Source organism: Lentzea fradiae (assembly GCF_900100955.1).
Classification (GTDB): domain Bacteria; phylum Actinomycetota; class Actinomycetes; order Mycobacteriales; family Pseudonocardiaceae; genus Lentzea; species Lentzea fradiae.
The window spans coordinates 337735-355196 of sequence record NZ_FNCC01000001.1 but is presented as its reverse complement, the minus strand read 5'-3'; the positions used below and the strand labels follow the sequence as shown (position 1 = coordinate 355196).

Genomic DNA, 17462 nt, shown 5'->3' with positions numbered 1-17462 from the left:
CTCGACCGGGCGCGCCTAGACCAGTTCGACCGTCACCTGGATGACGTCGCCGGGAGCCACGTCGTTCTTCTTGCGCACGGCCGCTTTCACCGGCAGCACGTAGCACCCGGACCGCTTGTCCGGGAACACCGAGGTGGACCACGTGCTGGCCCCGACCCCGGCGCGCACCTTCACCGACCCGAAGCCCGCGCCGGGTGCGGCCACGTCGCGGATCTGGTCCGAGACGTCCTCCGGCAGCGTCACGAAGGTCCACGTGTCCATGCGGCGGGCGTCCCACAGCCACAGTTCCGCGTCGAAGACGAACATCCGCGCATTCTCCCTCAGAGCGGGGCGCTGACGGCGAAGTCCTCGTCGAACCGGGCCGCCAGGTCCTCGCCCATCCCGTGCGGCGCCCACGTCCGGACGAGCCACAGGAAAGCGTCCAGGTCCCGCCGCACCCCCCGCAGGTGGCCTGGCAGGTCGGCCAGCGGGATCTCGCACGAGGGCGGTTCCTGGGCGTCCTCGTCCTGCCACAGCCGCACCACGTCCGCGGTGAGCTCGACGCCCGGCGCGGGCGAGTGGCCGAGCCACGGCACCTCGCCGTCGAGGAACAGCGCCCAGTCGCGCCAGCTCTCCAGACCGGCGCAGCAGCCGGGCACGATCCGCACGCCGGTCGTGGTGTCGAGGACGGACAGGCCGCCGGCCATGACGATCATCTCTTCGGCCAGCAGCGCGCGGAGCTGTTCCGGACCGGGTTCGGCGTCGACGCCCACGACGTAGCCGGCGATCGCGGCCAGTGCGGTGCCGACGTCGTCCTGGGTCATCCGCCCCGACAGCTCCACGTAACCGCCGGGCACCTCGACCACGGCGCGCATCTCGATCACCCGCCCATTGTGATGGCCCCCGGTTACCGCTGGTTGTCATTCGTTCCCCCGTTGGAGTGACGAACGCCACCGACCGATTCGGTCGGTTTACCTACCGAACCGGTCGGTAAACGTCGTAAAGTCGAGCGCATGTCACGACAGCTCCGAGCCGGCGTCGACGAGAAGATCCTCGACGCCGCCGCCGCGCTCTTCGCGCGGCACGGGTTCGAGCAGACGTCGTTGAAGTCGCTCGCCGACGCCGTCGGCCTGTCCAAAGCCGGTCTGCTGCACCACTTCCCCAGCAAGGACGCCCTCTTCGAGGCGGCCTGGGAGCAGAGCCGCGTCATCTGCCGGCACGTGCTCGACCTGGTGCGGGACCTGCCCACCGGGCCGGTGCGGGAACGGCGGGCGATCGAGCTGCTCACCGACTACGCGCTGGACCGGCCCGGCATGGTCTCCCTGCTGTTCCGCTTCATGACGGCCCCCGACGAGGCCAAGCGACCGGCGCGGGACCCGCTGCAGGCCCAGGACGAACTGCTGCTCAACGAGATCTTCGTGCTCGACCCCGACAACGACCTGCCACGCGCGATCCGCGTCGTCGGCGCGCTCAGCGCCGTCGCCGTGCTCACCCTCCTGGCGAACCAGGAGGGCGGCGACAAGGCGACGTGGCGCCCCTTGATCCTCGCTACCTGCTACGACGCACTCGGGCACCGGGAGAACTGACCACCATGGCGAAACTGCTCTACCGACTCGGGAAGGGTGCCCACCGGCACCGCTTCCTGGTCGTCCTCATCTGGCTGCTCGTGCTGGTCGGCTCCGGCATCGGCGCGTTCACGCTGGGTGGCGAGACGTCGAGCTCGATGTCCATCCCCGGCCAGGAGTCGACGACCGCCCTGGAGCGCATCCAGGAGAAGTTCGGCACCGGCGAGTCCGCCGCGGCCCGCGTCGTCCTGCAGGCGCCGGACGGCGAGAAGCTGCCGCAGCACGTGCAGACGATCACCGACCTGGTGACCGACGCGTCCGCGTTGCAGGGCGTGAAGTCGGCGACGAACCCGCTCGACCCGGCGGCCCCGAGCGTCAACCAGGACGTCAACGTCGGCTACAGCACCGTCACCTACGACGCGAAGCCCGGTGAGGTCACCGACGACCAGCGCGCCGAGCTGCTCAAGGCCGTCGACAAGGCGCGCGCAGCGGGCCTGACCGTCGAGGTCTCCGGCACCGCGATGCAGGAGATCCCGCACGTCGGCGGCCCGACCGAGGCCATCGGTGTCGTGCTGGCGCTGGTCGTGCTCGCCCTGACCTACGGCTCGCTGGTGACGGCGGGCATGAACCTGCTGAGCGCCGGCATCGGCGTCGGCATCGGCGTGCTGGGCATCACCATCGCGACCGGGTTCATGGACCTGCAGTCGACGACCCCGATCCTCGCCTCGATGCTGGGTCTCGCGGTCGGCATCGACTACGCGCTCTTCATCATCAACCGCTACCGCCAGGAGCTGCGCCACGGCTCGGACGTCGGCCACGCCGTCGGCACCGCGGTCGGCACGGCCGGCTCCGCCGTCGTGACGGCCGGTCTGACCGTCGTCATCGCGCTGGTGGGCCTCGCGATCGCGGACATCCCGTTCCTCACGCAGATGGGTGTCTCGGCCGCCGCCACGATCATCGTCGCGGTGCTGATCGCCATCACGCTGGTGCCCGCCGTCCTGGCCATGCTCGGCCGCCGCGTGCTGACCCGCAAGGAACGCGCCGCCGAGGCCGTCGAGCCGAAGGACCGCGGCGTCATCCGCGGCTGGGGCAACGCGATCACCCGTCACCGCCTCGTCGCCCTGCTGCTGTCGGTCGTGGCGCTCGGCATCGTGTCGATCCCCGTGGCGTCCATGGACACCACGCTGATCCAGCGGCCGCCGGCCGGTTCCACCCAGGAACGCGCCGACCAGATCCTCGCGAAGGGCTTCGGCGAGGGCTTCAACGGCCCGATCGTCGTCCTCGTCGAGGGTGACGACGCCGCCGCGGCGGCCACCAAGGCCGCCGAGCCGATCGCGAAGCTGTCCGACGTCGCCCTCGTGACGCCGGCCCAGCCGAGCCAGGACGGCCAGTCCGCCATGCTCACCGTCATCCCGAAGTCCGGCCCGGACAGCGCGGAGACCGAGCAGCTCGTCGCCGACCTGCGCGCCGAGCTGGCGGGTCTGGACGGTGCCAAGGCGTCCGTCACCGGTGCCACCGCCGTGAGCGTCGACGTGGCCACCTCGCTCGACCGCGCGCTGCCGATCTACCTCGCGGTGGTCGTCGGGCTCGCCCTGGTGCTGCTGGTCCTGGTGTTCCGCTCGCTGCTCGTGCCGCTCGTGGGCGTGCTGGGCTTCCTGCTCACCATCGGCTCGTCGCTCGGCGCCACCGTCGCGGTGTTCCAGTGGGGCTGGATCGCCGACGCGGTCAACCTCGACGGCACCGGCCCGCTGATCAGCCTCACCCCGATCCTGGTGATCGGCATCCTGTTCGGCCTGGCGATGGACTACCAGATCTTCCTGGTGTCCCGCATGCACGAGGCGCACCACCGCGGCGCCAAGCCGATCGAGGCCATCACCACTGGCTTCCGCCAGGCGGCCCCGGTCGTCGTGGCCGCGGCGCTGATCATGTTCTCGGTCTTCGCGGGCTTCGTCCCCGCGGGCGAGCCGACCGTGAAGTCGATCGCGTTCGCCCTGGCCGTCGGCATCTTCGTGGACGCGTTCGTCGTCCGCATGGTGCTGGTGCCCGCCGCGCTGGCCCTGATCGGCGAGCGCGCCTGGTGGCTGCCGAAGTGGCTGCGCTGGCTGCCGGAGCTCGACGTCGAGGGCACCGCGCTCGACGGCCTGTCCGAGAAGAAGGACGAGAAGGAGCCGGTCGCCGTCGGCTGACCCGCACCACGTGAAGAAGGTCCGGCCCCCACTCGCTCGCGCGGGTGGGGGCCGGACCTGTCAGGCCACGTGACCTGCCGGTGCGGGGCCGGCGGCGAGCTGCCGCCGCACCCAGCGGGCGACCGTCGCGGGCGGTGGTTCCACCACACCGCCCAGGTGCGCCACGACCTTCAGCTCGGATCCGCCCGGCTCCTCCACGGCGATCGCCCAGCCGTGGCTCCGCGTCCACAGCAGAGCGACGTGCAGTCCGGGATGGGCGGGAAGCTCGCCGTCGACCGCGATGTACACGCGCACCGGCTTGTCCCGGTCCACGCAGGACGACTCGCCGCTGAGACCGAGCTCCCTGGTGACCCGCAACGCGTAATCCAGCACCAACGCCATCACGACGACCGCCTTCCGCCCACCGGGGGTAGCCGCGCCGACTGTTTGACGCACGACGCGGTTACCCCGGCAGGGGGAACGCAAACTCGTCACAGGAGCCGAGAGCACCGACAACGCGGTGCTCGGCCAGAACCCGGTCTCCACCACCGGTCAGATGTGCGGGCCGATCTACGTCATTCGCGGCTGCCGCCGGACCCTCCGAGGTGGTTATCGTCGGCGGGGACCGCGAGGAGGCGCAGTGGGACTTCGCAGCGAGCAGTGGTACGCCGGTGACGACCGCAACTCCTACATCCACCGGGCCTGGATGCGCCGCGGTGGCCCGGACGACGCCTTCCGGCGGCCGCAGATCGCCATCGCGAACTCCGCGAGCGACCTCACCCCGTGCAACGCGCACCTGAACGAGGTCGCCGCCTCCGTCGCCAACGGCATCCGCGAAGCGGGCGGCATCCCGTTGAACCTGCCGGTGGTGTCACTGGGCGAGACGAACGTCCGCCCCACCGCGATGCTGTGGCGCAACATGGCCGCGATGGCCACCGAGGAGATGCTGCGCGCCAACCCCGTCGACGGCGTGGTGCTGCTCGGAGGGTGCGACAAGACGATCCCCGCGCTGCTGATGGCCGCGGCGTCCGTCGACGTCCCCGCCGTCGTCGTGCCCGGCGGGCCGATGCTCACCGGCACGTTCCGCGGGGTGCCGCTGGGCTGCGGCACGGACGTGTGGCGGCTGTCCGAGGAGGTGCGCGCCGGAACGCTGTCGCGCGAGCAGTTCCTGCGGTCGGAGTCGGCGATGATCCGCAGCCGCGGCCACTGCAACACGATGGGCACCGCGTCCACGATGGCACTGGTGGCGGAGGCGCTCGGCACGGTCGTGCCCGGCGTGGCCGGCACCCCTGCGCCGGACACCAGGCTGCTGGAGGCGTCGCACGGCACCGGCCGCCTCGTCGTCGAGCTGGTCGAGAAGGACAGGCGTCCCAGCACGTTCCTCACGAAGGCGAACTTCCACAACGCGATCGTCGCCCTGGCCGCGATCGGCGGCTCGACCAACGCGGTGGTGCACCTGCTCGCCATCGCCGGACGGCTCGGTGTCGACCTCTCCCTCGACGACTTCGACCGCATCGGCTCCGGCGTCCCGCTGCTGGTCGACCTCCAGCCCGCGGGCCGGTTCCTGATGGAGGACTTCCACCGCGCGGGCGGCCTGCTCGCCGTCCTGCGGGAGGTGCGCGACCTGCTCGACCCCTCGGCCCTGACGGTCACCGGCACCCCGCTGGTCGACCACCTCGGTGACGCGCCGATCTGGGACCCCGAGGTGATCAGGGACAGGCGGCAGCCGATCATCGCCGAGGGCGGGATCGCGGTGCTGCGCGGCAACCTCGCCCCGTCCGGCGCGCTGGTCAAACCGGCCGCCGCGTCCCCGCACCTGTTGCGGCACCGGGGAAAGGCCGTGGTGTTCGACAGCATCGAGGACTTCCACGCGCGCGTCGACGACCCGGACCTCGACGTGGACGCGGACTCCGTGCTGGTGCTGCGCGGCTGTGGACCGCGCGGCTACCCGGGCATGCCGGAGGTGTCGAACATGCCGCTGCCCAGGAAGCTGCTGGAGCAGGGTGTGCGCGACATGGTCCGGATCTGCGACGGGCGCATGAGCGGCACCGCGTACGGCACCGTCGTCCTGCACGTGGCGCCGGAGGCCGCGGCGGGCGGGCCGCTCGGCCTGGTCCGCACCGGTGACGTCATCGTGCTCGACGTCGCGAACCGCCGGATCGACGTGGAGGACCCGGACTTCCTCACCCGCACCCCGAGCGAGGCGATGGCGGCGGCGTTCGCGGCACCGCGCCGCGGCTGGGAGCGGCTCTACATCGACCACGTGCTGGGCGCCGACACCGGAGCCGACCTCGACTTCCTGGTCGGCTCCAGCGGCAGCGAGGTCACCCGCGAGTCGCACTGACCGGTGATCCGGTGGTGCGACGGCACTTCAGCGAGCCCGCACCTGCCCTGAGGACGTCCGGCCAGGCTCAGGAGTGAGAGTGCTCGTGCTCCTCCAGGTGCCCCGCGTCGTGCACGTGGGCGTGTGAGTGCTCTTCCCCGCCGTGGACGTGGGTGTGCGAGTGCTCGACGTGGTCGTGCTCGTGCGCGCCGTGGGGATGCGTGTGGGTCTTGTCGCCGTGGCTGTGCTCGTGCGAGTGCACTCCGTTGGTCATGGTTCTGATGCTGACACGAGTGTCACACGACCGCAGTCGTGCAAGGTCTTGCTTGTTGCAACTGACTTGCTGTTAGCTACGGCTGGCGACAAGATCGTCCGTGAACACGGGCCTTGCTGGGGAGGAACCTGGATGCGGCGCGCTTTACTGCTGGCCGTCGTCCTGCTGGCCGGGTGCTCGTCACCCGACGGCGAGACGACCGGTCCGGCGACGTCGATCGTCATCGGCGCGGGCAGCGAGCCCGAGAACCTCAACCCGATCCTCGGCTACGCGCCGGACGGCGCGGCGAAGATCTTCGACGGCCTCGTCACGAGGGACGCGTCGCTGGCGCTGAAGCCCGCGCTGGCCTCGGAGCTGCCGACGGCGTCCGAGGACGGCCTGACGTGGACCGCGAAGCTGCGCACGGACATCACGTTCTCCGACGGCACACCGCTGACGGCGCAGGACGTCGTCTTCACCTACAAGTCGGTGCTGGACCCGAAGGTGAACTCCACGATCGCGTCGCGGTTCGACGCGATGAGCGACGTCGTGGCCGTCGACCAGCAGACCGTCGAGTTCCGGCTCTCCCACCCGTACGCGCCGTTCGCGCAGCAACTCGCGCTCGGCATCGTGCCCGCCGCGAAGTTCTCCGGCGTGGACGTCAACGCCGCCCCGTTCAACACCGCCCCGGTCGGCACCGGCCCGTACACCGTCGCCGAGTGGCGCAAGGGTGACCGGATGGTGTTGCGCGCCAACGAGAACTACTGGGGCGGCGCACCCGCGATCAAGTCCGTGACCGTGGTCTTCGTGCCCGACGACAACGCCCGCGCGACACGCATGGCCGCCGGAGAGTTCGACGGCACGGTGCTGCCGCCCAAGCTCGCGGGGACCTACCGCGACCGGGCCGGGTACAAGATCGTGCAGAGCCCGTCCGCCGACTACCGCGGCATCGGCATCCCGTCCGAGCTGCCGCTGACCTCCAGCCCCGAGGTGCGGCGCGCGATCAACCTGGGCATCAACCGCCAGGCGATGATCGACGCCGTGCTGGTGGGCTCCGGCACGCCCGCGTCCACGCCGATCTCGCCGCACCTGAAGGACTGGTACAGCGAGGACTCCGCGTTCCCCTACGACGTCGCCGAGGCCGAACGGCTGCTCGACGCGGCAGGCTGGCGCAAGGGCGCGGACGGCAAGCGCGCGAAGGACGGCCAACCGGCCAGGCTGCCCGTGCTCTACCCGGCACCGGACGTGCTGCGCAAGGAGCTCGCGCTCGCCGCGGCATCCGACATCGCGAAGCTCGGCATCGACGCCCCCGTGGAGGCGACGACGTTCGACGTCATGCTCCAGCGCCGCGGCGAGGCCGCGTCGGTCTGGGGCGGCGGCGACCCGTACGACCCGGACACCGCCGCGTACACGTTGCTGCACAGCAGGTACGCGGGCCAGGACGGCTACGTGAACATGTCGCTGTACCGGAACTCCACTGTGGACACCGCGCTCGACACCGCGCGCCGCAGCCTCGACCCCGCGGTCCGCAAGCAGGCGTACGACGACTTCCAGCGCGCCTACGCGGCCGACCCCGGCTGGGCCTTCCTGGTGTTCCTCGACCACACCTACGTCCTGCGCGACCGGTGGAACGGGCAGGAGACCCAGGTCGAGCCGCACGACCACGGCCTCGCGCACGCCGTGTGGTGGAACCTCGAACGCTGGACGCCGAAGTCGTGACCAGGTCGATCGCCCGGATGGCGCTGCGGCGCCTCGCCTTCGCCGTCCCCGTCCTGCTCGTGGTCAGCTTCGCGTTGTTCGTACTGGCCAAGGCGTCCCCGTTCGACCCCGTCGAGCGCTACTTCGGCGTCCGGATCATCGGCGCCTCGCCGGAACGCGTGGCCCAGCTGCGCGAGAACTGGGGCGTCGACGAACCCGTCGTCGCGCAGTACTGGGCGTGGCTGCGGCACGCGGTCACGGGCGACCTCGGCGACTCGCTGTCGTTGCAGCAACCGGTGTCGGAGGTGATCGGCGACCGTCTCGGGTGGACGGTGCTGCTCGTGTCGGTCGGCTTCACGCTGGCGCTGCTGCTCGGGTTGCTGCTCGGCACCCTCGCCGCGTGGCGGCAGGGCTCGTGGCTCGACCGGCTCGTCACCGGCGGCTGCTACACCCTGGAGGCCGCACCGGTGTTCTGGGTCGGGCTGGCCGTGCTGTACGTGTTCGCGCTGCAGCTGCGGTGGCTGCCCGGCGGCGGCGTGACGACCGGGTCCGACCCGGTGTCCGTCGGCGGGGTGGCCGTGCACATGGTGCTGCCGGTGACGGTGCTGGCGATCTCGCAGGCGCCGTGGTTCGTGCTGTTCGTCCGGCAGAACCTGCTGGAGTCGTTCACGCAGGACCACGTGGTCGGCGCGCGGGCCCGCGGGCTGCCCGACCACCTGGTGGTGTCCGGCCACGCCCTGCGCACGTCGCTGCTGCCGTTCCTCACGCTGCTGGGCGCCAGGCTGCCGGAGCTGATCACGGGCGCGTTGCTGGTGGAGACCGTGTTCTCGTGGCCCGGCATCGCGCGGGCGACGGTCGAGGCGGCGTTGAACGTCGACTTCGCGCTGCTCGGCGCTCTCACCGTGATGGCGACGGGCGTGGTGCTGTTCGGCAACCTGCTCGCCGACGTCCTGTACGCACTGGCCGACCCGAGGGTGGCGCTCGATGGCTGACCTGACCTGGCGTCCCGCGCCGCGCAGCCGCCTCACCGCGGCGAGCCCGCCCCGCGCGCCGAAGTGGCGGCTGCTGCCGTCGGCGACCGTGCTCGCGGTCGTCGCGCTGGTCGTGGTGGTCGTCCCGCTGGTCGTCGAGCTCAACGAGCAGTACGTCGACCTCACGCTCGCCAACCGGCCGCCGAGCGCGGCCCACCTGTTCGGCACCGACGAGCTCGGCCGCGACGTGCTGCTGCGCTGCGTCTACGCCCTGCGCGTGTCGCTGACGGTGGGCCTGGTCGCGGCGGTGATCTCCGCGGTCGTCGGCACGGCGGTCGGCGCGCTGGCGGGAGCGATCGGCGGCTGGTTCGACCGGCTGCTGATGCGGCTGGTCGACACCATCGCGTCGGTCCCCCACCTGCTGCTGGGCATCGTGATCGTCGCGGTGCTGCGGCCGAGCCTCACCGCCGTGGTCGTCTCGATCGCGCTGACCCACTGGCTCACGGCCGCGCGCATCGTGCGCTCGGAGGTGCTGTCGCTGCGCTCCCGGCCGTTCATCGACGCGGCGATCGTCGGCGGGGCGAGCAGGACGCAGGTCCTGACCCGGCACCTGCTGCCCAACGTCGCCCCGCAGGTGCTGCTCGCGACGACGCTGATGGTCCCGCACGCCGTGTGGCACGAGACGGCGCTGTCGTTCCTCGGCCTCGGCCTGCCGCCGCACGCGGCCAGCGTCGGCAACATGATCAACGACGCCCAGCGGTCGCTGCTGACCGGCGGCTGGTGGATGTCGCTCGCCCCCGGCCTGCTGCTCGTCGTCACGACGCTGGCGATCTCCGGCGTCAGCGGCGTGTGGCGGGACCGGCTCAACCCCAAGCGACGCACGGAGCTGACGTGGTGAACCTGGAGATCGACCGCGTCTCGGTGCGGTTCGCGCTCGGCGGCGCGACCGTCGAGGCGGTCAACGACGTGTCGTTGCGCATCCGGCCCGGCGAGTGCGTGGCGCTCGTCGGCGAGAGCGGCTGCGGCAAGACGGTGCTGGCGAGCGCCCTGCTCGGGTTCCTGCCCGGCAACGCCGAGACCACCGGCAGCGCCCGGCTGGGCGAGCTCGACCTGCTGGCGGCCACCGACCAGGAGCTCGCCAGGACGGTCCGCGGCCGGCAGATCGGCCTGGTCCCGCAGAGCCCGGCGAGCCACCTGACGCCCGTGCGCACCGCGCGGTCCCAGCTGGAGGAGGCCGCCCGCGTGCTGGGCGGTGACGCGGAGAGCGCGGCGCGACGGGCCGGTCTGCTGCCCGAGCACCTCGACCGCTACCCGCACGAGCTGTCCGGCGGCATGGCGCAACGCGTCGCGAACGCGCTGGCGCTGGTCGGCGACCCGTGGCTGCTCATCGCCGACGAACCGACCACCGGCCTCGACCGCGACCTGGTGGACGGGCTGCTCGACGAGTTCCGCAGGCTCGCCGACGACGGCCACGCCGTCCTGCTGATCACCCACGACCTCGCGGCGGCCCACCGGATCGCCGACCGGATCGCGGTGATGTACGCGGGCCGGATCGTCGAGGTCGGCCCCGCCCACGAGGTGCTCGACGCAGCGAGGCACCCCTACGCGCGCGGCCTCGCCAACGCGCTGCCGGAACGGGACTTCCTCCCGATCCCCGGCCAGCCTCCCCTGCTCACCGACCTGCCGGACGGCTGCGCGTTCGCCCCGCGCTGCGCCCAGGCCACCGCACTCTGCGAGGAACGCCCCGTGCTCACCGACGACCCGCACGCCGTCGCGTGCCACGTCCCGTGCTGACCGGCACCGGCATCACCGCCGGGTATCGCGAGCCGGTGGTCACCGGCGTCAGCCTGACCGTCCGGCCGGGACAGACGGTCGGCCTGGCCGGTCCGAGCGGCTCCGGCAAGTCCACCGTGGCGCGCGTGCTCGCGTTGCTGCACAAGCCGTTCGCCGGCACCGTCGAGATCGACGGCGAGGAGGTGACCGGGTTCCGGTTCAAGGCGGCTCAGCGCACCAGGATCGGCGTGCTGTTCCAGCAGCCGAGGCTCTCGGTGGACCCGCGCTTCACCCTCCGGCGGGCCATCGCGGAACCGGCGGGCGACCGCGTCGAGGAGCTGGCCGACCTGGTCATGCTCACCGGCGACCTGCTCGACCGCCGCCCGCACGAGGTGAGCGACGGCCAGCTGCAACGCGCGTGCCTCGCCCGCGCGCTCGCCCTGAACCCGCGCTACCTGATCTGCGACGAGATGACCACGATGCTGGACGCCTCCACGACGGCGGCGCTCGTCGGCGTGATCCGCGCCTACCAGGAGCGGACGAACGCGGGCGTGCTGGCCATCTCGCACGACTCCCGCCTGCTGGCCAGGTGGGCGGACGAGACTGTCACGCTTTCAGCACCGCCTCCACGATGACGTTGTCCCGGTAGCTGCCCGCCAGCCGGTCGAACTCACCGCCGCAGGTCACCAGCCGCAGCTCCGACAACGGCGTCGGCGCGTACACCGAGGCGGTCGGGAACGCGGTCTTCTCCGTCGTGTAGCTGCTGCTCACGACGAACGTCAGCGTGCTGCCGTCCTCCCGTTCGACCAGCACCTCCGCGCCCGGCCGGAGCTCGGGCAGCCGGAAGAACACGCCGGGCCCGGTCTTCGAGTCGACGTGCCCCGCGATCACGGCCGGTCCGGCGTCACCGGGGGTGATGCCCTTGGCGTACCAGCCGGCCTCGTCGGTGCGCGAGGGCGGCTCCAGCGCCCCGGCGGAGTCGACGTCCAGCGCTTCGAGCGAGGTCTCGACGCCGATCGACGGGATGCGCACCGTCACCGGTTCGGGCGCCTCGTCCGCGCCGGGCCCCTTCACGACGTAGATCAGCGTCACGAGGACCGCGGAGCCCATCACGAGCTTGCCCTTGCCCATGCCGGCCCCGTCAGCCGAACCGGAAGAGCCTGCCGCGCACCGAGAACATCGCGACACCCACGATGAGCGCGATGACCAGCGCGGTGAGCCAGTCCCAGCCGCCCGCCATGCCGCCGAACCCCGTCTCCTGCCCGCCGCCGGGCACGACCTCCGCGGCCTTGGCGTCGGTGCGCAGCTCGATGCGCCGGGCGCTGACCAGCAACGAGTAGACAGCCCCCGCCTCGACGGGCGCCTCCAGCGTGGTCGGCTCCTTGCCGCGCTGCAGCACCTCCAGCGCGGCCGTGCCGGGCGCCAGGTCGACGTAGCCGGTCGCGGAGTGCGCCTGCACGGCGCGGTGCACGGCCGTGCCGCCGCGCACGAGGTCCGTCTCGGCGTCACCGCCGTTGACCACCCGCAGCCGCGCCTGCCCGCCGGGCGGCAGGCTGACGTCGTCCTCCAGCACCTTCATGGTGCTCGCGACGTCGAGGACCGTGTACGCCCGTCCCGGGCTCGCGATCACGAGCACGGACCGCAGCACCGGGTCGCCGGGATCGGACCCGGCCGCGCGGAACTCGACGTTGTGCTCCCCCGGCTCGACGCGCCGGTACTCCTGGAGGTCGGCGTAGTCGAGGGTGCCGGCGGCGACGCCGTCGAAGCTAGCCTCGACCCTGGCCTGGTCGGTGGAGAAGTGGCCGATCCGCACGTACGTGCCGGAGGCGGCGTGCGCGGGCGCGGCGGAGAGCAGCAACATCAGCACGACAGCGAGCACTCGCACGCGGACCCTCCTCTCAGCGGACGTCCACCACGATAACTTGCCTGATCAGCGTCCGGTGAGCGTCGGCCGCCCACCGAGGTGCGAGACGGTGTCCCCGGACGCCTCGACGGCGCGGCGAGCTGCCTCCTCCGGACTCCCGCCACTCGCCAGGGTGAACGTCAGCGCGGCCACGAACGCGTCACCGCCCCCGGTCGTGTCCACCACCTCGACGTCGCCGAGAGGCAACACGAGCTGCCCGGACTCCCAGACGAACACGTTGCCGACGTCGTCCACGGCGAACGCCACGAGGTCAGGGCCCTTCGCCAGCACCTCGCGGGCGGCCTCGACGGCGTCGTCGGCGCTCTTGATCGACCGCCCGGACAGCAGCTCGGCCTCCTGGTGGTCCGCCCGCACCACACCGGCGCACGCCAGCAGCTCGTCGCGCAGCCGTTCCGGTGACCCGTCCAGCACCACCAGGCCCCGCGCCGCACGGGCGGCCTTCAACGCCACCTCCGGCGGTTGCTGCAGCTGCAACACCACCGCGCTCGCTCGTTCGATCACGTCGATCGGCAGGTCGTCCTCCCGCAGCCGCACGGCGTCGGGAAGGTGCTCCAGGTACCGCCAGCCGTCGGCGACGACGCTCGTGATCAGACCGGTCTCGGTGTCCGCCCTGCGCACCACGGCTCTGGTCGCGATCCCGTCCGCCGCGGCCCGCGCGACCAGCCGGGAGCCGACGTCGTCGTCCCCCACCACACCGACCAGCGCGACCGGCGCTCCCAGCTGGGCCAGGCCGACCGCGATGTTCGCGCCCTTGCCGCCGAGCATCTCGCGGCGTTCCCGCACGGGCGTCGTGCCACCGGGGCCGGGCACCTCGTCGACGACGAGGACCAGGTCACGGGCCAGCTGTCCCACCACGACGATCTCGTCCACGCCGCTGGGCTACCCAGTCGCCGGTCCGCCCAGTCGCGGACCGATCAACTCCGCTGGTACCGGTCGGTCACGTCGAGGCCGCCGGGCAGCACGGCGAAGAGGTCGACGGGCGTGCGGTGCGAGACCAGCTCGGCGCGGTGCAGGCGCCGGAGCCGGTCCCCGGCGACGGCGACCTGCTCCCGCGGCGCCGAGAGCACCAGGACGGGCACCGCGCCCTGCGCGACGTGCCCGCCGACGCGGTCCGCGTTGCCCCGCCCGAACTTGAGCACCTTCCCGTACCGCACCAGGTACAGCAGCGTCTCCTCACCGCGCGAGTGCCGCAGCCGCCGGACCTCACCCGTTTCGTCGTCGCGGCCCCACGTGCCGTGCGACTTCGTCAGCCACCGGAAGTTCTTCCACGGCAACCCCTGCACGTCGGTGGCGAGCACGGTCCAGCCCGGCCGGGCGTACTTCGCGAGGCGGATCTTCACCGTCGTGGCGGCAATCAGCTCCGAGCACTCGCGCCAGGTCCCGTCGAGCTCCAGCCGCCGCGCCACCCCCTCCATCGCGGGGTCGGGCACCGACCTGTCGTCCAGGCACACCAGGCACCGCGTTCGCCGGCCGACTCCGCACGACCGGGTGACACCGCACCAGCCGCACCGCAGGATCCGCACGGCCGCACCGCCCGGCTGGTCGTGCAGGACCTTCATCTGGTCCTCGACCAGGCGCACGCACGGTGTGCACAGGCCGCACCACGCGACGTCGGTGATGTCCTTGCGCGGCAACCGGCTCAAGCAGTTGATGCACTGCCTCACTTCGGCCTCCCCGGAAGGGGAGACTATTCCAACGCCCTCCTCAGGCGCGAGGACACGAGCGCGTGCCGGGGGTCCGACTCGGGGAGCAGCAGCCGCAGCCGTTCGAGCACCTCGGCGTCCTCGGCGCTGTCCGCGAAGGCCAGCAGCGCGTCAACGTCGCCCCGCTCCAGCACCCCCTTGCGCACCGCCGCCGCGAGGTCCACCCGCTCTTCCCGGACCACCGGCGCGTCCGACCGGGCGAGCAGCTCCCCGCCGTAGTGCCGGGTGGCCTTCCCGGCGTCACCGGACCGCAACGCGGTCCGCACGTCCAGGAAGTCGCCGCGCACCTCGGCGTCGAGCCGGTACGGCCTGGTCAGCAGGACACCGCCGAGCTGCGCCCTCAGCCGGTGCAGCTCGGCGCGGACCGTCGTCGGGTTGCCGCGCTCGCCGTAGAGCAGCAGCGCGAGCTGCTCGGCCGTCAGTCCTTTCGGGTGCAGTGCGAGCGCCGTCAGCACCTCGGCGTTGCGCAGCGTGAGCGCCAGTGTCCGGCCGCCCAGGTCGGCGTACAGCCCGCCGAGGAAGTTCAGCGTGAGCACGGGCCTGCGCGGCGCGCACTGCCGGAGGTGGTGCTGCGCGAGCTGGGCGGCGGCCGACACGAGCTGCGGCACGGCCGGGTGCATGGTCGTCAGCGGCCCGCTGACGTCGACCACCCCGAGCACCACGCCCGTGCGGGGGTCGGTGATCGGGCTCGCCGCGCACGTCCAGCCGTGGTAGGTGCGCACCAGGTGCTCGCGGGAGTGCACGGTGAGGGGCCTGCCGGTGACGAGCGCGGTGCCCATCGCGTTCGTGCCGATGACGTCCTCGCTCCACCTCGCCCCCTCGGTGAGGTGAACGCGTTCAGCCTTGTGGCGGACCTGGTTGTCGCCCTCGCACCACAGGACGTGACCAGCGGTGTCGGTGACGATCATGATCGTGTCGTCCATCGACAGCGTGTGCCGCAGCACCGGCACCGCCTCGGCCAGCGGGTGCGTGCCGCGCAGGTCGGCGACCTCGTCCGGGGCGTAGACGACCGGCGCCTCGTGGCGGTCGGGGTCCACGCCCGTGGCCAGGGAACGCCGCCACGACTCGGCGATCACCGGCCGGGCTGCCTCGTCGGGCTCCGTCACCTGTTCAGGATGACGGTCCTTCTGGCGGCCCGCGTTACTCCATTCGGATGCAACGTGGGTGAAACGTTGCACTACTTAGCGTCGTCCCCGGTTCGCAACGATGCGCACAGGAGGCGAAATGGCCCAGTACGCGGCTCCGGGACAGCCGGACAGCGTGGTCACCTACCGTGACCGCTACGACCACTTCATCGGCGGCGAGTACGTGCCGCCCGCCCAGGGCGGGTATTTCGCCAACCCGACCCCCGTCACCGGCGAGGACTTCACCGAGATCGCCCGCGGCACCGCGGAGGACGTCGACCGGGCGCTGGACGCGGCCCACGGCGCCTCCCGCGCGTGGGGCAGGACCTCGGTCGCCGAGCGCGCCAACGTCCTGAACCGGATCGCCGACCGGATGGAGGCGAACCTCGAGAAGCTGGCCGTCGCGGAGACGTGGGACAACGGCAAGGCCGTCCGCGAGACGCTCGCCGCGGACCTGCCGCTCGCGATCGACCACTTCCGCTACTTCGCGGGCGCGATCCGCGCCCAGGAGGGCGGCATCTCGCAGATCGACGAGGACCTCGTCGCCTACCACTTCCACGAGCCGCTCGGCGTCGTCGGCCAGATCATCCCGTGGAACTTCCCGATCCTGATGGCCGTCTGGAAGCTCGCTCCCGCCCTCGCCGCGGGCAACGCGGTCGTGCTGAAGCCCGCCGAGCAGACCCCCGCCTCGATCCACGTGCTGATGGAGCTGATCGCCGACCTGCTGCCACCCGGCGTCGTGAACGTGGTGAACGGCTTCGGCGTCGAGGCCGGCAAGCCGCTCGCGTCGTCGCGCCGCATCTCCAAGATCGCGTTCACCGGCGAGACGACCACCGGCCGGCTGATCATGCAGTACGCGAGCGAGAACATCATCCCGGTCACGCTGGAGCTCGGCGGCAAGTCGCCGAACGTGTTCTTCGCCGACGTCGCCGCCCAGCGCGACGCCTTCTACGACAAGGCCCTCGAAGGCTTCACGATGTTCGCGCTGAACCAGGGCGAGGTCTGCACCTGCCCGTCCCGCGCGCTCATCCAGGACGACATCTACGACCAGTTCCTCGGCGACGCCGTCGAACGCACGAAGGCGGTCAGGCAGGGCAACCCGCTCGACACCGAGACGATGATCGGCGCGCAGGCGTCCAACGACCAGCTCGAGAAGATCCTCTCGTACATCGACATCGGCAAGCAGGAAGGCGCCAAGGTCCTCACCGGCGGCGGGCGCGCGGACCTCGGCGGCGAGTTGTCCGGCGGCTACTACGTGACGCCGACGGTGTTCGAGGGCGACAACAAGATGCGGATCTTCCAGGAGGAGATCTTCGGCCCGGTCGTCGCCGTCACCCGGTTCGCCGACTACGACGACGCCATGAAGACCGCCAACGACACCCTCTACGGCCTCGGCGCCGGCGTGTGGTCGCGCGACGGCGGCGTCGCCTACCGCGCGGGCCGCGACATCCAGGCGGGCCGCGTGTGGGTGAACAACTACCACGCCTACCCGGCGCACGCGGCGTTCGGCGGCTACAAGCAGTCCGGCATCGGCCGCGAGAACCACCGCATGATGCTCGACCACTACCAGCAGACGAAGAACCTCCTCGTCAGCTACTCCCAGAACGCGCAGGGCTTCTTCTGATGACGAGAGTCGCGCTGACCCCGGAGGCGGCGGACGTGCTCCGCCGCCTCCGCGCCGACCACGGCGACCTGATGTTCCACCAGTCCGGCGGCTGCTGCGACGGTTCCGCCCCGATGTGCTACCGGTTCGGCGAGTTCCGCACGGGCTCGTCGGACGTCCACCTCGGCGACCTCGAGGTCGACTCGTTCAAGGTCCCCATCTGGATGTCCCTGGCGCAGTTCGAGCTCTGGAGCCACACCCACCTGACGATCGACGTGGTGCCCGGCCGTGGGAGCGGTTTCTCCCTGGAGGCACCGCTGGGAGTGCGCTTCCTGGTCCGGTCGCGGCTGCTCTCCGCGATGGAGCTTTGACGCGGCACTA

At 71.8% G+C, this 17462-nt stretch carries 19 protein-coding genes; 10 read left to right on the top strand and 9 right to left on the bottom strand.

From position 1 onward, the window contains the following. Positions 1–15: 15 nt before the first annotated feature. Both BLT23_RS01655 and BLT23_RS01650 read right to left on the bottom strand, forming a co-directional pair. The gene (locus BLT23_RS01655) at positions 16–306 is read right to left on the bottom strand and encodes a DUF1905 domain-containing protein (protein WP_090044743.1); all 291 of its coding nucleotides are present in this window, start codon (positions 304–306) and stop codon (positions 16–18) included. A 14-nt stretch (positions 307–320) separates the two neighbouring features. Beyond that, positions 321–863, bottom strand: a complete 543-nt coding sequence (locus BLT23_RS01650) for a hypothetical protein (RefSeq protein ID WP_090044741.1) — start codon at positions 861–863, stop codon at positions 321–323. A gap of 129 nt (positions 864–992) precedes the next feature. Between BLT23_RS01650 and BLT23_RS01645 the strand changes: the two genes are divergently transcribed. Both BLT23_RS01645 and BLT23_RS01640 read left to right on the top strand, forming a co-directional pair. Beyond that, positions 993–1565, top strand: coding sequence for a TetR/AcrR family transcriptional regulator (locus tag BLT23_RS01645; protein WP_090044739.1), 573 nt, complete (start codon positions 993–995; stop codon positions 1563–1565). 5 nt (positions 1566–1570) lie between these two features. Beyond that, a complete protein-coding gene (locus tag BLT23_RS01640; RefSeq protein WP_090044737.1) occupies positions 1571–3730 on the top strand; it encodes an MMPL family transporter in 2160 nt (719 codons plus the stop codon). A gap of 60 nt (positions 3731–3790) precedes the next feature. Here the strand turns inward: BLT23_RS01640 and BLT23_RS01635 are convergent, their stop codons facing one another. Beyond that, the gene (locus tag BLT23_RS01635) at positions 3791–4165 is read right to left on the bottom strand and encodes a DUF6292 family protein (RefSeq protein ID WP_143035780.1); all 375 of its coding nucleotides are present in this window, start codon (positions 4163–4165) and stop codon (positions 3791–3793) included. Positions 4166–4349: 184 nt separating this feature from the next. On the opposite strand from BLT23_RS01635, the gene BLT23_RS01630 reads away from it, so the two are divergent. Continuing rightward, complete coding sequence (locus BLT23_RS01630; RefSeq protein ID WP_090044734.1) at positions 4350–6053, top strand: dihydroxy-acid dehydratase; 1704 nt, start codon at positions 4350–4352, stop codon at positions 6051–6053. A 67-nt stretch (positions 6054–6120) separates the two neighbouring features. On the opposite strand, the gene BLT23_RS01625 is transcribed toward BLT23_RS01630, so the two are convergent. Beyond that, entirely contained in the window at positions 6121–6306 is a 186-nt protein-coding gene (locus tag BLT23_RS01625) for a zinc transporter Slc39a7 (protein ID WP_090044732.1), read from the bottom strand. 132 nt (positions 6307–6438) lie between these two features. On the opposite strand from BLT23_RS01625, the gene BLT23_RS01620 reads away from it, so the two are divergent. The 5 genes from BLT23_RS01620 to BLT23_RS01600 are packed head-to-tail and all read left to right on the top strand — an operon-like array spanning position 6439 to position 11362. Next, positions 6439–8004 carry an ABC transporter substrate-binding protein gene (locus BLT23_RS01620; protein WP_090044730.1) on the top strand — a complete coding sequence of 522 codons (1566 nt, stop codon included), beginning with the start codon at positions 6439–6441 and terminating at the stop codon, positions 8002–8004. Further along, entirely contained in the window at positions 8001–8975 is a 975-nt protein-coding gene (locus tag BLT23_RS01615; RefSeq protein ID WP_245743434.1) for an ABC transporter permease, read from the top strand. Before BLT23_RS01620 ends, BLT23_RS01615 begins: the two co-directional genes overlap by 4 nt. Next, positions 8968–9852 carry an ABC transporter permease gene (locus tag BLT23_RS01610; protein WP_090044728.1) on the top strand — a complete coding sequence of 295 codons (885 nt, stop codon included), beginning with the start codon at positions 8968–8970 and terminating at the stop codon, positions 9850–9852. The genes BLT23_RS01615 and BLT23_RS01610 overlap by 8 nt, the downstream gene beginning before the upstream one ends. Further along, a complete protein-coding gene (locus BLT23_RS01605; protein WP_218133599.1) occupies positions 9846–10748 on the top strand; it encodes an ABC transporter ATP-binding protein in 903 nt (300 codons plus the stop codon). The genes BLT23_RS01610 and BLT23_RS01605 overlap by 7 nt, the downstream gene beginning before the upstream one ends. Continuing rightward, a complete protein-coding gene (locus tag BLT23_RS01600; protein WP_245743432.1) occupies positions 10730–11362 on the top strand; it encodes an ABC transporter ATP-binding protein in 633 nt (210 codons plus the stop codon). The genes BLT23_RS01605 and BLT23_RS01600 overlap by 19 nt, the downstream gene beginning before the upstream one ends. Here BLT23_RS01600 and BLT23_RS01595 read toward each other — a convergent pair. Genes BLT23_RS01595 through BLT23_RS01575 form a run of 5 tightly spaced genes read right to left on the bottom strand, consistent with a single transcriptional unit; the run spans position 11334 to position 15460 of the window. Further along, positions 11334–11858, bottom strand: coding sequence for a class F sortase (locus BLT23_RS01595; RefSeq protein WP_090044722.1), 525 nt, complete (start codon positions 11856–11858; stop codon positions 11334–11336). The genes BLT23_RS01600 and BLT23_RS01595 overlap by 29 nt on opposite strands. A 10-nt stretch (positions 11859–11868) precedes the next feature. Beyond that, entirely contained in the window at positions 11869–12612 is a 744-nt protein-coding gene (locus BLT23_RS01590) for a DUF4397 domain-containing protein (RefSeq protein ID WP_143035779.1), read from the bottom strand. Between the two features lie 45 nt (positions 12613–12657). Continuing rightward, positions 12658–13521, bottom strand: a complete 864-nt coding sequence (locus BLT23_RS01585; RefSeq protein WP_245743430.1) for a PfkB family carbohydrate kinase — start codon at positions 13519–13521, stop codon at positions 12658–12660. Between the two features lie 44 nt (positions 13522–13565). After that, positions 13566–14315, bottom strand: coding sequence for a hypothetical protein (locus BLT23_RS01580; protein WP_090044719.1), 750 nt, complete (start codon positions 14313–14315; stop codon positions 13566–13568). 23 nt (positions 14316–14338) lie between these two features. Beyond that, positions 14339–15460, bottom strand: coding sequence for a GAF domain-containing protein (locus tag BLT23_RS01575; protein ID WP_090044718.1), 1122 nt, complete (start codon positions 15458–15460; stop codon positions 14339–14341). 118 nt (positions 15461–15578) lie between these two features. Here BLT23_RS01575 and exaC point away from each other — a divergent pair, with 118 nt between their 5' ends. Next, positions 15579–17102 carry an acetaldehyde dehydrogenase ExaC gene (gene exaC / locus BLT23_RS01570; protein ID WP_090044716.1) on the top strand — a complete coding sequence of 508 codons (1524 nt, stop codon included), beginning with the start codon at positions 15579–15581 and terminating at the stop codon, positions 17100–17102. Further along, positions 17102–17452, top strand: coding sequence for a DUF779 domain-containing protein (locus BLT23_RS01565; protein ID WP_090044714.1), 351 nt, complete (start codon positions 17102–17104; stop codon positions 17450–17452). Before exaC ends, BLT23_RS01565 begins: the two co-directional genes overlap by 1 nt. The last annotated feature ends 10 nt before the right edge of the window (positions 17453–17462 follow it).